2 protein-coding genes (1 of these 2 only partly in view) are annotated in these 23719 nt (G+C 70.7%); both read left to right on the plus strand.

Annotated elements, in window-relative coordinates; all coding sequences use genetic code 11:
• On the plus strand, positions 1 to 17658 hold the full coding sequence (locus AC5592_RS22630) for a non-ribosomal peptide synthetase (protein WP_063065371.1): 17658 nt from the start codon (positions 1 to 3) through the stop codon (positions 17656 to 17658).
• Positions 17658 to 23719, plus strand: the beginning of a protein-coding gene (locus AC5592_RS22635; RefSeq protein ID WP_063065372.1) for a non-ribosomal peptide synthetase. Its footprint extends 25732 nt past the window's final position; 6062 of the gene's 31794 nt are visible here — the first part of the coding sequence; the start codon lies at positions 17658 to 17660; the stop codon falls past the right edge of the window. The genes AC5592_RS22630 and AC5592_RS22635 overlap by 1 nt, the downstream gene beginning before the upstream one ends.

The following is a 23719-nucleotide window of genomic DNA, read 5'->3' on the forward strand; positions in this document are numbered from 1 at the left end:
GTGCAGGGTTCGGAGTTGAGCGGATTCGGTCCGGGGGAAAGTCACGGTGCCGAGACCACGTCGGATCCGTCGCCGTTCCCGTTGACACCGGCGCAGCTCGGAGTCTGGTACGCCCAGCTGCTCGACCCGGGAACTCCGATCAATATCGCCCAGTACGTCGACGTGCACGGCGACCTCGATGTCGAAGTCCTGCAAAAGGTCTCGGTCGACGCGGCACGGGAGTTCGGGTCCACGGTGGTGCGGCTCGGCGAAACCGACGGCGAGCCGTATCAGTGCGTGGACCCGCGGCTTCCCGTCGACATCGTGCCGGTCGATCTGCGCGATACTCCCGATCCGGTCGCCGCCGCCCACGACTGGATGCGCGCGGACTACACGCGACCGGTGGATCTGCTGACGGACCGGCTGTTCGCGGGGGCCGTGCTCCGGGTCGGCGAACGGCGATGGTTCTGGTATCTGCGCGCCCACCACATCGTTCTCGACGGATTCGGCGCCCTGACCAACACCATGCGCGTCGCCGAGCGCTACACCGCCGAACTGCGCGGCGTCGAACCCGAGCCGGCCAAGGCGGGCAGCCTCGAATCGCTGGTGGAGGGCGAATACGGCTACCGCGACAGCACCCGATTCGGCTCGGACCGGCAGTACTGGGGTGAGCGGGTCCGCGATCTGGACGGCGCGACCACCCTCAACGGCCGCACCGCACCCCGTGCGGCCGGGAATCTGGTGCACGGCCGCCGCCTGCCGGACAAGGTCGTCACCCGGATGAACGACCTTGCGACAGCGCATGATTCGAGCGCGGCGGTGGTATTGCTCGCGGCCTTCGCGGCTTATCTGGCCCGGCTGACCGGACGCGACGAGGCGGTGCTGAGCCTGCCGGTCACCGCCCGCACGACCGCGGTGATGCGGCGTTCGGCCGGCATGCTCTCCAATATCGTCCCGCTGCGGCTGCAGGTCGGCGACGCCACCTGGGCGCAGCTGCTGCAGCAGACCCGGGTCGAGGTCGCCGGGGCCCTGCGGCATCAGCGCTACCGGCACGAGGACATCCGCCGCGACGCCGGAATGGAAGGCCTGGCCACCCGGCGCGCGCTGTTCGGGCCGCTGGCCAACATCATGCTGTTCCGCAGCGATCTGACCCTGGGCGATACCGCCGGCCGCTATCACGTGCTCTCGACCGGGCCGGTCGAGGATATGAGCCTCAACGTCTACTACGGCGACAGCGACCGCGTGCACGTGGACTTCGAGGCCAACCCGAATCTGTACGGCGCCGACGACATCGCCCGCCATCACGCGCGCTTCGTCCGGTTCCTCGAGCGGCTGGTCGACCTCGATCCCGAGCGGCCGCTGTCGTCGGTGGCGGTCACCACCGATCTGGAGCGCGAGGTCAGCCTCCGGATCTGGAATGCCACCGAGGTGGACATCACCGAGTCGGCGGGGGCGGACGCGACCCTGGTGTCGATGTTCGAGCGTCAGGTCGCGCGGACGCCGGAGGCCGTCGCACTGCGCGGCACGCGGACCCTCGGCTACGCCGGATTCGCGGCCGAGGTCAACCGGCTCGCGCGCCACCTGATCGCGCGCGGCGCCGGGCCGGAAACCACGGTGGCACTGCATATTCGGCGTTCACCGGAGCTCGTCGTCGCGATGTACGCGGTGCTGGCGGCCGGTGCGGCGTATGTGCCGCTGGACCCCGATCATCCCGCCGAACGCATCGGGTACGTGCTCGAGACCGCGAAGCCGGTCTGCGTGCTGACCACCGTCGCCGATCACGGTGACGGCGACACCCGATGGATCGACATCGACGCACTGGACCTGTCGGCGCTGTCCGATCGGCCGGTCACCGACGCCGAGCGCGTCTCGCCGCTGCGGCCGCAGCATCCCGCGTACGTCATCTTCACCTCGGGCTCCACCGGACGGCCGAAGGGTGTCGCGGTCCCCCACGCCGCGATCGTCAACCGGCTGGTCTGGATGCAGAGCGCCTACCGGCTCACCGCCGCCGACGTCGTATTGCAGAAGACCCCGGCCACCTTCGACGTGTCGGTGTGGGAGTTCTTCTGGCCGTTGCAGGCCGGGGCGAGCCTGGTGCTGGCCTCGCCCGACGGGCATCGCGATCCGGCCTATCTGCGTGCGGCGATCGCCGAATTCGGCGTCACCATCGCGCATTTCGTGCCCTCGATGCTCGCCGCGTTCCTCGGCGGCGTGGTCGACGGCTCCGCGTTGGGCTCGCTGCGGGCGGTGTTCGCATCGGGTGAGGCGTTGCCCGGGCCGCTGGCGCAGCGGCTGCTCGCCGTCGCGCCGCGCGCGCGGCTGCACAATCTGTACGGTCCCACCGAGGCGGCGGTCGATGTCACCGCGCATCAGGTGGGCCCGCTCGATACCACCGGTGTGCCGATCGGCGCACCGGTCTTCAACACCCGGCTGTACGTGCTCGACGCACGGTTACGGCCGGTGCCCGTCGGCGTTCCGGGTGAGCTGTATCTGTCGGGGGTTCAGCTCGCCCGGGGCTACGTCGGGAGGCCGGAGCTGACCGCCGAACGGTTCGTCGCCGATCCGTTCGCGGACAGTGAATCGGCGGCCGGCCCCGGGGCACGGATGTATCGCACCGGGGACCTGGTCCGCTGGACCGCCGACGGCGAACTCGACTATCTCGGCCGCACCGATTTCCAGGTCAAGCTGCGCGGACTGCGGATCGAACTCGGCGAGATCGAAGCGGTGCTCGGCGCGGTGCCCGGGGTCGCGCGCGCGGTGGTCATGGTGCGCGACGATGCCGGGACCGGTGCGCAACTGGTCGCCTATCTGGTCGAAACCACCGCCGGCGCGGTCGACGTGGCGCGGGTGCGCAGCGCGGCCACGCGGGAGTTGCCCGGTTATATGGCGCCGGCGGCCTACGTGATCCTCGCATCGCTGCCGGTCAACGCCTCCGGCAAACTCGATCGGGCCGCGCTGCCCGCGCCCGAGCGGACCGCCGGACGGTACCGCCGGCCGCAGTCGGTCTCGGAACGGGCCGTCGCCGAGGTGTTCGGTGAGGTGCTCGGCCGTGAGCGCATCGGACTCGACGACGATTTCTTCGCCCTGGGTGGCAATTCGCTGGTCGCGACGCAGGTGGCGGCGCGACTGAACGCCGATCTCGGCTGCGCCCTCGGTGTGCGGGAACTGTTCGAGGCCACCACGGTCGAGGCGCTCGCCGAGCTGATCGACCGCGCCTTCGAAACCGAGGATATGCGCGAGAGCGCGGGTCCGGTCGCGGGGCCGCGTCCGCGGGTGCTGCCGCTCTCGCCCGCACAGCAGCGCATCTGGTTCCTCAACCGGTTCGAGCAGGACAGCGCCGGCTACAACATGCCGTTCGTGGTCCGGATGACCGGTGCGGTCGATGCCGATGCCCTGCGCTCGGCCCTCGCCGATGTGGTGGCCCGGCACGAGGTGCTGCGCACGGTCTTTCCCGCGGACGACGACCTCGTGGCGCGGCAGCATATTCTTCCCGCCGAGCACGTGGGCCCGGAAACCTTCGCGGTGGAAACCGTTGCCGCGGAGGGGCTCGACGCCGAGCTGGCCCGGCTGGCCGCGCGCGGCTTCGATCTGGCCGCCGAAATCCCGTTGCGTGCGGTGATTTTCGAGCTGTCCGCCGACGATGTCGCGTTGGCGATCGTGCTGCACCACATCGCCGCGGACGGACTGTCGCTGCCGGTGCTGGCGCGGGATGTGGCCGCGGCCTACACCCTGCGCCGGTCGGGAGTCGACGCCGTCGAGACGCCGCCGGCGGTGCAGTACGCCGATTACGCACTGTGGCAACGGGATCGGCTGGGTGATTCCGAAGATCCCGATTCCCTGGCCGCCCAGCAGCTCGGCTACTGGTCGCACACGCTGGCGGGAATTCCCGACCAGCTGGACCTGCCCGCCGATCGGCCGCGGCCCGCGGTGGCCGGCGGCCGGGGTGCCACCTACCGCTTCGACCTGCCCGCGCACCTGCACGCGGCGATCGCCGAACTCGCCCGCGCCCAGGGCGTTTCGACCTTCATGGTGCTGCACGGCGCGCTGGCCGCGCTGCTCGCACGCGTCTCGGGTGGTGAGGACATCGTGATCGGAACCCCGGTCGCCGGTCGCGGTCACCGCGAACTCGACGATCTGATCGGCATGTTCGTCAACACGCTGGTGCTGCGCACCCGAGTGGCGGCCGACGAACCGTTCACCGCTCTGCTGCAACGGGTCCGGGCCGTGGACCTGGGTGCCTTCGCCCACGCCGATCTGCCCTTCGAACAGTTGGTGGAGGCGCTCAATCCGGTCCGATCGCAGGCCCGGCATCCGTTGTTCCAGGTGATGCTGGGTGTGGCCGACACTCAGGACATCGCCGTCGAGTTACCCGGATTGTCCGTGCGGACGAGTACCCTGGACACGGCGGTGACCAAGTTCGACCTTCAACTGACGGTCACCGAAAGCTTCGCCGGTGCCGGTCCCGGGGAAGGTCCGGCACCGGCGGGGATCACGGCGGAGTTCACCTACGCCACAGATCTTTTCGAGCCGGACACCATCGCGGGCTATGCGCGATGGTGGCGGCAACTGCTCGCCCATGCGGTCGCCGAGCCCACCCGCGCGGTGGGGCAGCTGCCGCTGCTCGATGCGGCCGAGCTGCGGCGCGCGATCGAATCCGGCCGTCGCGGCGCCGAGGAATCCGCCCCCGGCGTGCTCACCGCATTCGAGCGGCAGGTGCTCCTGCGACCCGACGCGGTCGCAGTGGTCGACGGCGAGCGGCACTACACCTATGCCGAGCTGTCGGCCCGGATCAACCGCCTGGCGCGGCATCTCGTCGGCGCGGGCGTCGGCCCGGAATCGCTGGTCGTCCTGGGTATGCGCCGGTCCGCCGAGCTGGTGATCGGCGCCTACGCCGTACTGGCCGCCGGCGGTGCGTACGTGCCGGTCGACCCGGATCAGCCGACCGCCCGATTGCGGCAGATGGCCGAGACCGCCGCGCCGGTGTGCATGCTGACCGCAGGTGACTCGCCCGATCTCGACGTCCGGCAGATCGCGATCGATGCGCTCGAATTGGACGGCCTGTCCGATCGCCCGCTCACCGACGCCGACCGGCTCGCCCCGGTGCGCTCGGCCGCCACCGCGTACGTCATCTTCACCTCCGGGTCCACCGGGACACCGAAAGGTGTTGCCGTCCAGCGTGATTCGCTCGACAACCAGATCGCATGGATCACCGCCGAGTACGGAATCGGCGAGCGGGACGTGGTGCTGTTCAAGACCCCGGCCACCTTCGACGTCTCGGTGTGGGAGCTGTTCGCGCCGCTGAGCAGCGGAGCGCGGCTCGTGGTGGCCACCCCGGACGGGCACCGCGACACCGCCTATCTGGCGGCGACGATCGCCCGGCACGCCGTGACCATGACCTCGTTCGTACCGTCGATGCTGGCGACCTTCGCGACCACCGTGGCGCCGGCCGATATTCGCACGCTGCGTTGTGTTCTCGTCGCCGGGGAGGCGCTCAACGGTGCGGCGGTGCGCGCGTTCGCCGCGGTGAGCGATGCCGCGGTACACAATCTGTACGGGCCTACGGAATTCACCGTGCACGCCACCCACGCCCCGATCACACCCGGCCACACCGGCCCGGCGCCGATCGGTAAACCGGTGCGCGACAGTCGTATTCTGGTGCTCGACAGGCAATTGCGGCCGGTCCCCGATCTGGTGATCGGCGAGCTGTATCTGTCCGGTGCGCAGGTCGCCCGCGGTTACCAGGGGCGGACCGGCGCGACCGCCCAGCGATTCGTGGCCGATCCGTTCGGACCCGCCGGCGCACGCATGTACCGCACCGGTGACCTGGTACGCCGTCTGCGCACCGGGGAACTGGAATATCTGGGGCGCAGCGACTTCCAGGTGAAGGTGCGGGGCCAGCGTATCGAATTGGGCGAGATCGAGGCGGCCCTGCTGGCCACGCCGGGTATCGACGCCGCCGCGGTGCGGGTGTACCGGCATCGGGCCGGTGATCTGCTGGTGGCGTATGTCGTGTGCGACGGCGATCCGCAGACCCTCGCCGAGAGCCGGCTGCGGGATCGGTTGCCCTCGTACATGGTGCCGAGCGTGTACGTCGCGCTGGCGGCCATGCCGCTCACGGCCTCCGGCAAACTCGATCGCGCGGCCCTGCCCGATCCCGTGCTGGCCGCCGAACGGTTCCGGGCGCCGGAGAGCGCCGAGGAAAAGGCGGTCGCGGCGGTCTTCGCCGGTGTGCTGGGTGCCGAACAGGTCGGACTCGACGACGACTTCTTCGCCCTCGGCGGCAATTCGCTGGTGGCCACCCAGGTTTCGGCACGGCTGGCCGAGACGCTGGACCGCGAGGTCCCGGTGCGCCTGCTGTTCGAGAATCCGGGCGTCGCGAAACTCGCTCGGCGACTGCGGGATTCGGCCCCGCGCCGCCACCTCGCGCTGACCGCCGGGCCGCGGCCGCAATCGCTGCCGCTGTCCTACGCGCAGCAGCGCATGTGGTTCCGCAACCAGTTCGACACCGAATCGGCGGTCGACAATCTGACCACCGCCATCCGGCTGCACGGGACGTTGGACATCACCGCACTCGCCGCGGCGGTGCGCGATGTGCTGGCACGGCACGAGGCCCTGCGGACCCGCTATCCCGCCGTCGACGGGGTGCCCTTCCAGGACGTGCTCGATCCGGCGGACGTGGTGATCGACCTGACGCCGCAGCCGGTGCGCGAGGACGAATTCGCGCAGCGTCTGCGGGCCGAGGCGGCCGTCGCCTTCGTGGTGCGCGATCAGGCGCCGATCCGGACGGCACTGCTGCGCTGCGCCGCCGACGTGCACGTACTCGTCGTCTCGATTCACCACATCGCGGCGGACGGCTGGTCGATCGCGCCGCTGACGCGGGATCTGATGCAGGCTTACGCCGCGCGTACGGCGGGTCGGGCACCGCAGTGGCCGGCGCTGCCGGTGCAGTACGCCGACTACGCGCTCTGGCAGCGGGCCGTGCTGGGCTCCGAAGACGATCCGAATTCGCCCATCGCCGAGCAGATCCGGTTCTGGGCAGCCGAACTGGCGGGACTGCCCGATGTGCTGGCCCTGCCGGGCGATCGGCCGCGGCCGGCGACGGCGACGGGCCGCGGTGCCCGGTACCGCTTCGCGCTGCCCGCCGAGACCGTCTCCGCGCTGCGGACCCACGCCGAGCGGACCGGCGCCACCTTCTTCATGGCGCTGCACGCCGCCTTCGCGGTGGTCCTGGCGAAACTGTCCGGGCAGCGCGATATCGCGATCGGTACGCCGATCGCCGGGCGGGGTGAGGCCGCGCTCGACGATCTGGTCGGCATGTTCGTCAATACGCTGGTGCTGCGCGCCGACGTCGCGCCCGAGTCCTCGTTCGCCGCACTGCTCGACACGGTGCGCGACGGCGACCTGCGCGCCTTCGCCCACCGCGACGTCCCGTTCGAGCGTCTGGTCGAGGTGCTGAACCCGATGCGTTCGGCGGCCCGGCATCCGCTGTTCCAGGTGATGCTGGATCTGCGCCAGGCCGCCGCCGGTGCACCGCGGCTGCCCGGCCTGCGCGCGAGGACACTCGAACTCGATTCCGGCACAGCCAAATTCGACCTGCACCTGACCGCCGAGGAACAGGCCGACGGCAGCCTGGCAGCGGTCTTCGAATATGCGACGGACCTGTTCGACGAGCCCACGATCGCGGGATTCGCGCGCCGGTTCCGGCTGGTACTCGAAGCCTTGGTCGCGCAGCCGGAACGGCCGGTCGGCGATATCGAACCGATGTCGGCAGCCGAACGCGAACAGACCCTGGTGACGTGGAACGACACCGCGCACGAGGTGCCGGCGACCACGCTGGCCGATCTGTTCGCCGAGCGGGCGCGCCGCAGCCCGGACGCCGTCGCCGTGCGTTTCGAGGGCACCCAATGGACCTACGCCGAGATCGCGGCGCGGGTGAATCGATTGGCGCGGCTGCTGGTGTCGATCGGCGTCGGCCCCGGGCGCACCGTGGCACTGGGTATCCGCCGCAGCGACGACCTGGTGGTCGCCATGTACGCGGTGGTCGCCGCGGGCGCGGCCTACGTACCGCTCGACCCCGACCACCCGGTCCACCGCACCGGTGACGTCCTGCGCACCGCGCGACCGGTGTGCGTCCTGACCCGCTCCACCGACGGACTCGATCTCGATACCAGCGGTCTGGTCAGTCACTGCGCCATCCTGGACATCGACCTGTTCGACACCGGCGACTACTCGTCGGCGCCGCTCACCGACGCCGACCGCCTGCGACCGCTGCTGCCCGGCCATCCCGCCTACGTCCTGTTCACCTCCGGGTCGACGGGCCGGCCCAAGGGTGTGGCGGTGAGTCACCGGGCGATCGTGAACCGGCTGGTGTGGATGCAGTCGGAATACGAACTGACCGCCTGCGATGTCGTACTGCAGAAGACTCCGGCGACCTTCGATGTGTCGGTGTGGGAGTTCTTCTGGCCGTTGCAGGTCGGCGCCCGGCTCGTGGTGGCCCGGCCCGACGGCCATCGCGACCCCGCCTACCTCGCCGAAGTGATTCGCGCCGAACATGTTTCGGTAGCGCATTTCGTGCCCTCGATGCTCGCGGTGTTCCTCGCGCACGCGCGGCCGGGTTCACTCCGGACGGTGTTCGCCTCCGGTGAGGCGCTGCCGGCGGAGGTCGCGCAGCGCGTGCGGGCGGCGACCGGCGCGCGACTGCACAACCTCTACGGGCCGACCGAGGCCGCGGTCGACGTCACTCACCACGAGGTCGTCGACACCGACACCACGGCCGTGCCGATCGGCCGCCCGGTGTTCAACACCCGGCTGTACGTACTGGACGCGCGGTTGCGCCCGGTGCCGGTCGGCGTCGCCGGTGAGCTGTATCTGGCCGGCTCGCAGCTGGCCGAAGGGTACGTCGGGCGCCCCGACATCACCGCCGAGCGTTTCGTGGCCGATCCGTTCGGCGCCGGGGAGCGGCTCTACCGCACCGGCGACCTGGTCGCGTGGAATCCTCGCGGTGAACTGGAGTACTTGGGCCGCATCGACTTTCAGGTCAAGGTGCGTGGCCTGCGCATCGAATTGGGTGAGATCGAAGCGGCGCTCACCGCGGTGCCGGAGATCGATCGTGCCGTGGTGGTCGTCCGCCCCGACCCGCAGACCGGCGACCGGCTGGTCGCGTACCTGCTGCCCGCCGAGGGCGCCGGCATCGATGTCGACGCGGTGAAGGCCGCACTGGCGCGGCGACTACCGGCCTATATGCTCCCGGCGGCGTACGTCGTCCTCGACGCGTTCCCGCTCAACGGCTCCGGCAAGCTGGACCGCGGCGCCCTGCCCGATCCGGTCTGGCAGGCGCGCGAATACCACGCACCGGCGACGGCGGCCGAAGCCGTTGTCGCCGAGGTCTTCGCGGAGGTGCTCGGCGCCGAGCGTGTGGGCCGCGACGACGACTTCTTCGACCTCGGCGGCAATTCGCTGCTCGCCACCCAGGTGCTGGCCCGCATCGGCGCCGCGCTGGACACCCAGCTGCCGGTTCGCCTGCTGTTCGAGGCCACCACGGTGGCCGAGCTGGCGGCGCGCGCCGAGCTGCTGGCCGGTACCGGTGCGCGCGCCCCGCTGACCGCGCGCACGCTCCCGGAGCAGGTGCCGCTCTCGGCGGCGCAGCGGCGGATCTGGTTCCTCAACCGCTACCGCGCCGACGAACGGGCGGCGGCCGCGGTCGACGTCATCCCGCTGGCACTGCGGTTGCGCGGAGATCTGGATGTCGACGCCCTGCGCGCGGCCCTGGCCGATGTCGTCGAGCGGCACGAGACGCTGCGCACTCGCTACCCCGATACCGCGGACGGGCCGGTGCAGGTCGTCGAGCCCGCCGCGGCGCACATCCCGGCGTTGCGCGTGGCCGCGGTGAGCGAGCAGACGCTGGCCGAGCGCATCGCCGGGATCTGCGCCACCGACTTCGATCTCACCGCCGAGACCGGCTTGCGCGCCGAGCTTTTCGCGCTGTCCGGCGATCATCACGTACTGCTGCTGGTCCTGCACCACATCTGTGCGGACGGCCTTTCCCTGGGCCCCTTGGCCGCGGATGTGACGGCCGCGTACGCCGCGCGCCGCTCCGGGCACGCACCCGGCTGGCAGGACCTGCCGGTGCGCTACCGCGACTACACGCTGTGGCAGGCGGAGGTCCTCGGCGATCCGGCCGATCCGGAATCCGAACTGTCCCGCCAGCGCGAATTCTGGCGCACCCGCCTGGCCGGGCTGCCGGAACAGCTGGAACTGCCCACCGACCGTCCGCGTCCGGCGACGCCGTCGTATCGCGGCGGCAGCCACCGCTTCCAGATCGACTCCGATCTGCACAGCGAACTGGGTGAACTCGCCCGCAAACACGAGACCACCCTGTTCAGCACGGTGCATGCCGCGCTGGCGGTACTGCTGTCGCGGATGTCGGGCACCTCCGACATCGCGATCGGCACCCCGGTGGCCGGGCGTGGCGAGGCCGCGCTGGATCCGATGGTCGGCATGTTCGTCAACACCATCGTGTTGCGCAGCGAGATCGACAGTCGCGAGCACTTCCACACGGTGCTCGATACCGTTCGCGCCCAGGATATTTCGTCCCTGTCACAGGTCGACGTGCCATTCGAGCAGGTGGTGGAGATGCTGGCGCCGGCCCGCACCGCGAGCCGCCATCCGCTGTTCCAGGTGGCGCTGACCTTCCAGAACTTCACCCTGCCCGAGGTCGAACTGCCGGGACTGCACGTCACGCCCGAGCCGGTCGACGCGGCGGCGGTCGCGTTCGACCTGCAGTTCACGCTGGTCGAGGCCATCGACGACGACGGCCGCGCGGGCGGAATGTCGGTCGAGATAACCTATGCCACAGACCTTTTCGACGCGGCGACGATCGCGGAGCTGGCGCGGCGCTTCGAGCAGGTACTGGCCGCGGTCAGCCACGATCACACCGTCGTGGTCGGCGACATCCAGTTGCTCAGCGCCGAGGAACAGCATCGCGCGCTGTACGAATGGTCCGTGAGCGGCGCCGACCGTGCCGAAACGACCACCATCGCCACGCGTTTCGCGGCGGCCGCGCACGCCGACCGAACGGCGATCGCGGTGCGTGCCGGCGACGCCACCCTCACCTACGGCGAACTCGCGGACCGGGCCCACGGCCTCGCGCGGCGCCTGATCGCGGCGGGCGCCGGTCCGGAAACGCTGGTGGCCGTGGCGCTTCCGCGTTCTGCGGATCTGATCGTCGCACTGCTCGCGGTCGTCGAATCCGGCGCCGGCTATCTGCCGATCGATCCGGATTACCCCGCCGACCGGATCGAGTACATCCTCGCCGACGCCCGGCCGGTGTGCGCGATCACCGATGCGGACGGCGCGGCCCGGCGCTGGTTCGACGGCCCGGTGATCGACCTGGACACCGTGTCCTGGCAGGAACTGGACAGCGCGCCGATCACGGATGCCGACCGCCGCTCGCCGCTGCGCCCGGACAACACCGCCTACGTCATCTACACCTCCGGTTCCACCGGCCGTCCCAAGGGCGTGCAGGTGCCACACGCCAATGTGATTCGGCTGCTGGACAATTCCCGCGAGCGATTCCACTTCGACCGCTCCGATGTGTGGACACTGTTCCACTCCTACGCCTTCGACTTCTCGGTGTGGGAGCTGTGGGGTGCGCTGCTGCACGGCGGCCGGATCGTCGTCGTCGACTACTTCACCTCCCGGTCGCCGCAGCAGTTCCGGGATCTGTTGATCGATGAGGGCGTGACGGTCCTCAACCAGACGCCCTCGGCGTTCTACCAGCTGATGAGCGCGGATCTGGCCGAAGCTCCGGCCGACTATCGCCTGCGCTACGTGATCTTCGGCGGCGAAGCGCTGGAGCCGGCGCGGCTGCGGGACTGGCCGGCGCGGTATCCGCACTCACCGCGGCTGATCAATATGTACGGCATCACCGAGACCACGGTGCACGTGTCGTTCCGGCCGATCGACGCGCGCACCGGCGCGGCCGGCGTGATCGGTGGCGCCCTGCCGGGCCTGACCGTGCGGCTGCTCGACTCGCGGCTGCGGCCGGTCCCGGTGGGCGTGCCGGGCGAGATCTACGTCTCCGGCGGACAGCTCGCCCGCGGATATCTGCGGCGGCCCGGCCTGACCGCCGGGCGATTCGTGGCCGACCCCTACGGGACGGCGGGTTCGCTCGCCTACCGCTCCGGCGACCTGGCGCGGTGGACCGCGACCGGTGACCTCGAATATCTGGGTCGCGCCGACCATCAGGTGAACCTGCGCGGCTTCCGGGTCGAACTCGGCGAGATCGAGGCCGCCCTGCTGGCCGTGGATTCGGTGGCGCAGGCCGCGGTCGTGGTGCGCGCGGACGAGGGAGCCGAAGCCCGGATCGTCGGATATGTGGTCGGTGCCGGCCTCGACGTGCTGTCGGTGCGTCGCACGGTGGCCGAGCGGCTGCCCGAGCACATGGTTCCCGCGGCCGTGGTCGCGGTGGATCGAATTCCGTTGACCGTCAACGGAAAACTCGATGTGCGCGCCTTGCCGGCGCCGGTGTTCGAGACGGTCGGCTACCGCCGGCCGACGAGCGCCGCCGAGCAGATCGTGGCGGATGTGTTCAGCGAGGTGCTCGGCGATATCGATACCGAACGCGCGGTGGGTGCCGACGACGACTTCTTCGCTCTCGGCGGCAGCTCGCTCTCGGCGGCCAAGGCCGTCGCCCGTATCGGCGCGGCGCTCGGTGTGAGCGTCCCGGTGCGCACACTGTTCGAGAATCCGCGGGTCGCCGACCTCGCGGTGGCGGCGCTGTCCGGCGGCGCCCGGCCCGCGTTGGTCGCCGGTGAGCGTCCGGCTCGGCTGCCGCTCTCGCCGGCCCAGCAGCGGATGTGGTTCCTCAACCGCTTCGACCGCACGTCGGCCGCCTACAACATTCCGCTGGCACTGCGCCTGTCCGGCGACCTGGACCGGCAGGCTCTCGGTGCGGCGCTGCGCGATGTGGTGGCACGGCACGAATCGCTGCGTACCGTCTACCCCGAGATCGGCGGCGAACCGGCCCAGGTGATCCTGCCGGCGGAACGGGTCCGGATCGACGCGACCGCCGAACCGGTCACCGAAGACACACTGCCGCAACGCGTCCGGGATCTGTTCGGCACCGGATTCGACGTCACCGCCGACGTGCCCGTGCGGGTGCGGATGTTCGAACTCGCCCCGGACGAACATGTGCTGGCGGCGGTGCTGCATCACATCTGCGCCGACGGCTCCTCGATCGTGCCGTTCGTCGCCGATCTGATGCGCGCCTACGAGGCCCGGGCCCGCTCCGACCGGCCCGGCTGGTCGCCGCTGCCGGTGCAGTACGCCGACTACGCCCTGTGGCAGAAGCGCCTGCTGGGCGCCGAGGACGATGCCGAGTCGGTGGCCGCCCGGCAGATCGCGTTCTGGCGTGCAACATTGGCCGGCCTGCCGGATCAGCTCGATCTGCCGACCGACCGGCCCCGCCCGGCCCGCCAGAGCCTGCACGGTCGCCGCGTCGCGTTCGCCGTCGACGCCGAATTGCACCGGCGGCTGGCCGGATTGGGCCGTGGCGCCGGCGCCACGGTGTTCATGGTCGTGCACGCGGCCTTCGCGGCGGTGCTGGCCCGGCTGTGCGACACCGGCGACATCGCGGTGGGCACGCCCGTCGCGGGGCGCAACGACGCCGCGCTGGACGAGGTCATCGGCATGTTCGTCAATACCGTGGTGTTGCGGACCGCGGTCGATGTGGACGCCTCCTTCGACACGCTGCTCGACGCCGTACGGGCAGCCGATATCGCCGCCCTCTCGCATACCGACGTGCCGTTCGAACGCCTCGTCGAGGTGTTGAATCCGCGTCGCTCGACCGCCCGGCATCCGCTGGTGCAGGTGGGCCTGTCGTTCCAGAACCACGATCGCGCCACCCTGCGACTACCGGGCCTGACCGTCACCGAGGTCGAATCCGACAGTGCGATCGCGCAATTCGATCTGCATCTGTTCGCCGTCGACCACCACACCGAGACCGGGACACCGGCGGGTATCGAGCTGGCACTCGGCTACGCGACCGATCTGTTCACCGCCGAGACCGCCGAGCGGATCGCCGACCAGGTGAGCCGGGTCCTGCACACGGTGGCCGCCGCCCCCGCGACCCGGATCCGCGATCTGGATCTGCTCGGCGAACAGCAGTACCGGTTCGTGATCGAGGACTGCAACCGGACGGCGCGGGAGGTTCCCGAGGCGACGCTGGTGGATCTGGTCGACGCGCGGGTCGCCGCGGATCCCGCGGCGGTGGCGCTGATCGACGAGAGCGGCGCCGAACTGAGCTATCGCGAATTCGACACCCGGGTCAACCGGCTGGCCCGCCACCTCATCGGCCTCGGTGTGCGTCCGGAGGCGAATGTGGTGCTGGCGCTGCGCCGTTCGGTCGATCTGGTGATCGCCATGTTCGCGGTGGCCAAGGCCGGTGGCGCCTATGTGCCGATCGATCCCGGCCATCCGGCCGACCGGATCGCGCATATCGTCGAGACCGCGCGGCCGGTGTGCGTGCTGGGCAGCGATGCGGTGGCGGGGATACCTGACGGCATCGCGGTGGTGGATCCCGGCACGGATCTGTCGGACCAGCCGGGAACGCCGATCACCGCTGCCGATCGGGTCGCGCCGCTGCGGCCGTCGAACACCGCGTATGTCGTATTCACCTCCGGCTCCACCGGACGCCCCAAGGGCGTGGCGGTCTCGCACGGCGCCATCGTCAATCAATTGCTGTGGCTGCGAGCCGAATTCGGCATCGACGGGACCGATCGCACGCTGCTCAAGACGCCCGCGACGTTCGACCTCTCGGTGTGGGAGTTCTGGTCTGTGCTGGTCAGCGGCGGAGCCCTGGTGATCAGTGAGCCGGGCAGCGAACGCGATCCCGACCACCTGCGCGAGCTCATGCGGCGGCACCGGGTCAGCGTGCTGTTCACCGTGCCCTCGCTGCTGGGCATGCTGCTGGCCGACGAAACCGTCCTGCCGCAGACGCTGCGGGCCGTCCTCGCGATCGGTGAGACGCTGCCGCAGTCGACGGCGCGGCAGTTCGCAAGCCGCAGCGAGGCAACGCTGTTCAATCTGTACGGCCCCACCGAAACCGCCGTGTCGATCACCTCGCACCGGGTCGGCGCCGATCCGGAGCCGGTGGTGCCGATCGGCGCACCGGTCTGGAACAGCCGGGCCCATGTGCTCGATCGGCGGCTGCGGCCGGTTCCGTCGGGTGTGCCCGGCGAGCTGTATCTGGCCGGTGACCAGCTGGCCCGCGGCTATCAGGAACAACCGGCGCTCACCGCGGGGCGTTTCGTCGCCGATCCGTTCCACGGTGGCCGCATGTACCGCACGGGCGATATCGTGCGCCGCCGGACCGACGGGCTGCTCGAATATCTGGAGCGGGCCGACTTCCAGGTCAAGATCGGCGGTTTCCGGATCGAACTCGGCGACGTGGAGGCCGCTCTGCTGCGCCGGCCCGGCGTCGAGGCCGCGGTCGCGGTGGCCCGCACGGACGGTAGCGCCGGACCGCGCCTGATCGCCTACGCCGCGGTACCCGGCGCGGATGTCGACGCGAACACGCTGCGCGAGGCGCTCGGCAGCGAACTGCCGAAGTACATGGTGCCGGCGGCCGTGGTGGTGCTGGACGCGCTGCCGCTCACGGCCAACGGCAAGGTCGACCGCGATCGGCTGCCCGCCCCGGTGCTGTCCGAGGCCGAATTCCGGGCACCGGGCACCGATACCGAACGCCTGGTGGCAGCGGAATTCGCCGATATCGTCGGACGGCCCGCCGACGGCGAGTCGCCGATCGGCGCCGGCACCGACTTCTTCGAACTCGGCGGCAACTCGCTTGCGGCCGCCCGCCTGGCCGCGCGGCTGGGTGCGGCCTCGGGCGTGCGGGTGCCGGTGGCCGCGGTCTTCACCGCCCCGACCGTCGCGGCACTGGCCGCCTGGATCGATGCGGCCGAGCGCGACGTCCGTCCGCCACTGCGGCCGCGGACCGCCGGCGCGGCGGTGCCACTGTCGCTCGCCCAGCAGCGGATGTGGGTGCTGAACCGGCTCGCCCCGGATTCGGCGGCGTATAACGTGCCGGTCGCGTTGCGCCTCACCGGTGCGCTGGACCTCGACGCCCTGCGGGCCGCGCTCGCGGATCTGGTGCGCCGCCACGACATCCTGCGCACTCGTTACCCGGAAGTCCGCACCACCTCCGCCGAACCGGAACCGGTGCAGGAGGTGCTGCCCGCCACGCCGGTCGAGATCGAGGCGATTCCGGTGCGGCGCACCGAGATCGACGAGCGTATCGCCGAGATCGTCGCCGTCGGCTTCGACGTCACGGCCGCCCCGCCGGTGCGGGTGCGTCTGCTGCGGGTGGCCGACGACGAGCACATCCTGGTCGTGGTGGTCCACCACATCAGTGCCGACGGCTACTCGATGGCGCCGCTGACCCGCGACCTGATCGCGGCCTACACCAGCCGCCTGGCCGGAGCCGCGCCCCAGTGGAGTCCGCTGCCCGTCCAGTACGCGGACTACAGCGAATGGATGCGGACCGTGCTCGGCGCCGACACCGACCCGGGCAGCGTGCTGTCCGACCAGCTCGGTTACTGGCGCGACCGGCTGGCCGGCGCCCCCGAGCAGCTGGCGCTGCCCACCGACCGCCCGCGTCCCGCCCGGCGTGAGATGCGCGGCGCGACGGTCGATTTCGCCTTCGACCAGCCGCTGGTCGCGCAGCTTTCCGGTGTCGCGCGAGCACACGGAACGACACTGTTCTCCACGATGCACGCCGCGTTCGCGGTGCTGCTGGCGAAGCTGTCGGGGCAGTCCGACATCGTCGTCGGCGCACCGGTGGCCGGGCGCGGGGACCGCGAACTCGACGATCTGGTCGGCATGTTCGTCAACACCGTGGCGCTGCGCACCGAGATCGACGCCCGGACGAGTTTCGGCGAACTGCTGCGGAATGTGCGCGACGGCGACCTGGCGGCGCTCGGCCGCACCGAGGTGCCGTTCGAACGGGTGGTGGAGGCGCTGGGCCGCACCCGTACCAGCGCGTATACGCCGATCTTCCAGGTGCTGTTCACCTTCCAGAACCTGCCGGCCACGACGGTCACGCTGCCCGGTCTGCGGGTCGAGACCCTCGAACCGGCATTGCCGGAGGCGAAATTCGATCTGCAGCTGACCGCACTGGAGGAATTCGGCGCGGACGGTGAACTGCACCGGTTGCGGATGCAATTCTGCTATCCCACCGACATCTTCGACGAGCGCACGGTGCGATTGTTCGCCGAACGACTACAGCTGATCGTGCGGACGGTGGCGGCGGATCCGTCGATCACCGTGCGCGCGATCGACATTCGCACCGCCGAGGAACGCGATCGCCGCACCGGCCGCGCGGCGTCCACCCGGCTGCCCGGCGATCTGGTCGATCTCATCGCCGCCGCCGCCGGAACCGCACCCGATTCGCTGGCCGTCGAATTCGGCGGTCGTGGAATCGGATTCGCGGAACTGCACCACAAGGTGGTCACCGTCGGCCGGGCCATGGGCGCGAGCGCCACGCCCGACGCGCTGATCAATGTCGCGCTGGCCGGATTGCTGCCCGGCGTTCTCGCCGCCGGCGCCGGCGGACTCACCACGATGCTCGAGGCCCTGCATCTGCGCGCACAGGGCGTGCTCACCACGGAAGGAACCCACTGATGACGCATGCAGAGTCGGTTACACCCGTCCGGTCCACCGAGCACCCCGCGCTGCGCGGCGCCTACGGCATCGCGGATCTGCCGTATCTGATCGAGGTCGTCGCCGACCTGGAACCGCAGCGCGTCGCCGTCCGCCACGAGGACATCGCGCTCACCTATGCCGAGCTGGGCGCGGAGCTGACCACGCTGGCCGCGGCGATGGGTGACGCGCTGACCCCCGATGCGCTGGTGCAGGTGGTCGTCTCGGGCCGGCTGCCGGCGCTGCTGGAATCGGGGGACGGCGCGCTCGCCGCCGCCGTCTCCGATCTGCTCGACGACGCGCTCACCGCGGCCGCGGACGTGCTCCAACCCGGCCTGGCTCCCGCCGATACGCTCGCCACGCTGTTCGCCGAACAGGTGGTGCGCACGCCGGGTCTGGTCGCGGTGGAATTCGACGGCCGAACGCTGACCTACGCCGAACTCGACGCACGAGCGAACGCGCTGGCGTGGCAGCTCGTCCGGCTGGGTGTGGGCCCGGATGCGCGGGTGGGCCTGTCGATGCGCCGATCGCTCGAACTGGTGATCGGCATGTACGCGATCCACAAGGCCGGCGGCGCTTACGTGCCGATCGACCCGGAGCATCCCGCCGATCGCATCGCGTACGTGCTGGAGATCGCCGCGCCCGTCGTGGTACTCACCCATGCCGGAAGTCCCGCGTTCGACGGTGTGCCGGTGCTGCGGGTGGACGAATTCGATTGGGAGACGGGCGATCGGTCTCCCGTGCTGGAGTCCGAGGAAGTGGTGCCGGCGCGCCCGGACAACACCGCCTACGTCATCTTCACCTCCGGCTCGACCGGGCGGCCCAAGGGAGTCGCGGTCTCGCACCGCGCCATCGTGGCGAATCTGCGCTGGCGTCAGCGCTGCTACCGCATGCACGCCGCGGATGTGGTGCTGCAGAAGACGCCGTTCACCTTCGACGTGTCGGTATGGGAGTTCTTCTGGCCCTTGCAGATCGGCGCCCGGCTGGTGCTCGCCGCACCGGACGGCCACCGCGATCCGGCCTATCTGATCCGGACCGTCGCAGCCAAGCACATCACCATCGCGCATTTCGTGCCGTCCATGCTGGCGGTGTTCGCCGCCGCGGTCGCGGATGCGCAGGCGACGAGCGATATCGACTCCCTGCGTGCGGTCTTCGCCTCCGGTGAGGCGCTACCCGCCGCGACCGGCGCCGCCTTCCGCGATGTGAGCGGCGCGAGCCTGCACAATCTGTACGGCCCGACCGAGGCCGCGGTCGACGTGACCGCGCACGAGGTGACCGCGGCCGATACGGTCTCGGTTCCGATCGGCGCGGCGGCCGACGACACCGACCTGCACGTCCTGGACGACAACCTGCAACCCGTCCCGGACGGTGTGGTGGGCGAGCTGTATCTGTCCGGTGTGCAGCTGGCCCGCGGCTACCTCGGCCGCGCGGCCCTGACCGCCGAGAGGTTCGTCGCCAGCCCGCACGGCGCCCCGGGCGACCGCATGTACCGCACCGGCGATCTGGTGCGCTGGAACAGCGGGATCGACGGCGGCCCGCGCGAACTGGAATATCTGGGCCGCAGCGACTTCCAGGTGAAGCTGCGCGGTCTGCGGATCGAACTGGGTGAGGTCGAGGCGGCGCTGCTGGCGCACGAATCGGTCGCACAGGCCGCGGTGGTGCTGTACCGGCACAGCACGGGCGACCACCTGATCGGCTACGTCGTGACGGCCGGCGGATGCGAGCTCGATTCCGGCGCGATTCTCGGCGACGCCGCGCGGCGGCTGCCGGAATACATGGTGCCGACCCTGCTCGTCGGCATGGACCGCATGCCGGTCAACGCCAACGGCAAGTTGGACCGCAAGGCGCTGCCCGAGCCTGAATTCGGCAGTGCCGCAAGCGAATTCCGTGCACCCGAGACGCCGGGCGAGCGAGCGGTCGCGGAGATCTTCGCCGACCTGCTCGGTATCGACGCGGTGGGCGCCGACGACGACTTCTTCGCCCGCGGCGGCAATTCGCTGCTGGCCACCCGCGCGATCGCGCGTATCTCGGCCGCGCTGGACATCGCGGTCGACGTGCGGGACTTCTTCGACCGCCCCACTCCGGCCGGCCTCGCCGCCCTGGCCACCACCACCCGCGTGCGGCCGCCGCTGGTCGCCGGTCCGCGTCCGGAGGCGGTCCCGCTGTCGGCGGCGCAGCGCCGCATGTGGTTCCTGAACCGCTTGGCCAACAGCGACGCCACCGGAAATTCCGCGGCCGCGGTGGACAACATTCCGGTCGCGCTGCGCCTGCGGGGCCGGTTGGACACGGCGGCATTGCGTGCGGCCGTCGCCGACGTGACCGCGCGCCACGAGGTGCTGCGCACGGTGTACCCGCAGACCGCCGCGGGGGCCGTGCAGGTCGTCCGGCCCGTCGCCGAGCCGGACCTGACGCCGGTCGAGGTCGCCGAGGCCGATCTGGTCGCCGCGGTGCGCGAGGTCGCCGCCACCGGTTTCGACGTCGCCGCCGAGATTCCGGTACGGGTCCGGTTGCTGCGTACCGGCGCCGACGATCACACCCTGGTGCTGGTGGTCCATCACATCGCCGCCGACGGGGTGTCGATGGGACCGCTGCTGCGCGACCTGATCCAGGCCTACACCGCCCGCAGCCGCGGCACCGCCCCGAACTGGACGCCGCTGCCGCTGCACTATGCCGACTACACGCTGTGGCAGCAGCGAGTGCTCGGCGACGACACCGATCCGGACTCCGAGGCGGCCCGGCAGCTGAGCTTCTGGCAGCGCGAATTGGCCGAGCTCCCGGCGCAATTGGATCTGCCCGCCGATCGGCCGCGCCCCGCCGCGGCCTCGTACCGGGGCGCGACCGTCGAATTCACCATCGACGCCGGCCTGCGCGCGGCGATCGACGAGTTGGCCGAGCAGCTGCGGGCCACGCCGTTCATGGTGCTGCACGCGGCGCTGTCGCTGCTGCTCGCCCGGTTGTCCGGGACGAGCGATATCGCGATCGGCACGCCCGTCGCGGGCCGCGGCGAGCGCGCACTCGACGATCTGGTCGGCATGTTCGTCAACACCCTGGTCCTGCGGACCCGGGTGTCCGGCGATGCCGATTTCGCCGACCTGGTCCGCCGCACCCGCGCGGTCGACCTCGATGCCTTCGCCCATGCCGAGATTCCGTTCGAACGCCTGGTGGAGGTGCTGAATCCGGCGCGTTCGCAGGCACGGCATCCGCTGTTCCAGGTCGGCCTGTTCATGCAGAACATCGGAGTCGGCGCGCCGGAACTGCCGGGTCTCGACTGCGAGCTCGTGGATTTCGATCCGGGCTTCGCGAAATTCGACCTCCAGCTCACCATTTCCACCCCGCCCGCCGCCGACGGCGGATACCGCGCCGAATTCACCTACGCCACCGACCTTTTCGACGCGCCCACGGTCGAGGAATTCGCCGCGAAATTCCTGCGCCTGCTCGGCGGCGCCACCGCCGACCCGCAGCTGCCGGTCGGCGATCTGGAACTGCTCGACGCCGGCGAACTCGACTATGTGACCTCCAGCTGGAATGCCAGCGGCCACAAGGTGTTCGACCACTTCCTGCATGAGGGTTTCGATCGGCAGTCGCGCCGCACGCCGGACAACCGCGCACTCGTGTTCGAGGGCACCGAGCTCACCTACGGTGAGATGTCGGAGCGGGTGAGCCGGCTCGCGCGCAAGCTGATCGCATCCGGCGTCGGTCCGGAGACGCTGGTGGTCCTGGCCATGCCGCGATCGATCGAACTGGTGCTCGGCATGTACGCGGTGCTGTACGCGGGCGGCGCCTACGTTCCGGTCGACCCGTCCCATCCGGCCGAGCGCATCGGCCACATCATCGCCACCGCGCGACCGCACACCGTGCTGACCACGCGGGCCGCCGGCTTCGCACTACCGCCGGCGACCGCCGATACGGTTGCCGTGCACCACCTCGACGAGCTGGACGTCAGCCACTACTCCGCGGCCAAGATCGGCGACCGGGAGCGCAACGGCACGCTACATCCGGACCATCCGGCCTACGTGCTGTTCACCTCCGGCTCGACCGGGCGGCCCAAGGGTGTCGCGGTCAGCCATCGCGCCATCGCCAATCAGCTCGAATGGATGCATGCCGAGTACGGGGTGCGCGCCGCCGACATCTACCTGCAGAAGACCGCGACCACCTTCGACGTCTCGCTGTGGGGCTATTTCCTTCCGCTGCGCGCGGGCGCCACCCTGATCGTGGCCACCCCCGACGGTCACCGCGACGCCCGCTATCTCGCCGAAACCATTGCCGCGCAGCGAGTGACGCTGACCGACTTCGTCCCCTCGATGCTCACCGTCTTCCTCAACCACGCCGAGGCGGACGAACTCACCACCCTGCGCGCGGCCTTCGTGGTCGGTGAGGCGCTGCCCGCGGAAACCGCGGCGCTGTTCGCCGAGAAGTGCGGCGGCGCCCTGCACAATATGTACGGCCCGACCGAGGCGGCGGTGTCGATCACCTGCCACGAGGTCACCGCCGACGATGTGCGCAGTGTGCCGATCGGCGAGCCGGAATGGAATTCCCAGGTCTTCGTGCTGGACTCCCGGCTGCATCCGGTGCCGATCGGCGTGCCGGGCGAGCTGTACCTGGCCGGTTCTCAGCTCGCCCGTGGCTACTGCGGGCGCGCCGATCTGACCGCGGACCGCTTCGTCGCCAATCCTTTCGGTTTCGGCGGCGAACGGATGTATCGCACCGGCGATCTGGTGCGCTGGACTCCCGAGGGCGAGCTCGACTATCTGGGCCGCATCGACTTCCAGGTGAAATTCCGCGGCCAGCGCATCGAACTGCCGGAGATCGAGACCGCGCTGCTGGCCGCACCGGGGGTGGGCCAGGCCGCGGTGCGCCTGGTCACCGGCGAGAGCGGCGACTACCTCGCCGGATACGTGATCCGCACGCCGGGCGCCGAACTCGATGTGCGGGCCGTGCGGGAGGGGCTCGGCGCGGTGCTGCCCGCGTACATGATCCCCACCGCCGTCGTCGAACTGGCGGAATTCCCGCTCAACAGCAGCGGCAAATTGGATCGCGCGGCTTTACCGCTGCCCGTACTGGCCGCCGCGGAATTCGATGCTCCGCGCACTCCGCTGGAGGAGCGGGTGGCCGAGGTGTTCGCCGACGTCCTCGGGCTGGAGCGGGTCGGCCGCGACGACGACTTCTTCGCCCTCGGCGGCAGCTCGCTCGACGCCACCCAGGTCAGTGCCCGCGTCGGCCGGATCGTGGATGCCCGGGTGCCGGTGCGCACCCTGTTCGAGGCCTCGACCGTGGCCGCGTTCGCGGCCGCCGCCGGCGGCGAGGTGGCCGAGCGCCCGCGGCCGGCACTGGTGAAACAAGCACGGCCGCAGCGCATTCCGCTCTCGCCGGCGCAGCAGCGGATGTGGTTCCTCAACCGGTTCGATCCCGACTCGGGTGTTCACAACATTCCGGTCGCGGTGCGGCTGAGCGGGGCACTGGACGTCGCGGCGCTGGCCGCCGCCGTCGCGGATGTGGTGGAACGCCACGAGACCCTGCGCACCCGCTATCCCGAATACGAGGACGGTCCCGCCCAGGAGGTGCTGTTCGCCGCCGACGTGCGCGTGGACCTGACGCCGGTCGGCGTCCCGGCGACGGAGATCGCGGGCCGGATCGCGGAGCTCACGGCGCGAGGCTTCGACGTGACCACCGCACCACCACTGCGAATCGCATTGCTGCGCAAAGACTTCGGTGACAGCGGCGCTGCCGTCTCCGAAAACGTCGAGCCCGAGCACATCCTCGTCTTCGTGGCGCACCACATCGCGGCCGACGGCTGGTCGATCGCCCCGCTGACCCGCGACCTCATGACCGCCTACGCCCACCGCGCGGCCGGAACCGCACCGCAGTGGGAGCCGCTGCCCGTGCAGTACGCCGACTTCAGCATCTGGCAGCACGCGGTGCTGGGCTCGGAATCCGATCCGGACAGTGTCCTCAGCGCCCAGGCGGCCTACTGGCGCGCGACCCTCGCCGGACTGGCCGACGAGCTGAACCTGCCCACCGACCGGCCGCGCCCGATGCGCCCCTC

Origin of the sequence: Nocardia violaceofusca NBRC 14427, from assembly GCF_963869435.1 — a bacterium.
Classification (GTDB): Bacteria; Actinomycetota; Actinomycetes; order Mycobacteriales; family Mycobacteriaceae; genus Nocardia; species Nocardia aobensis.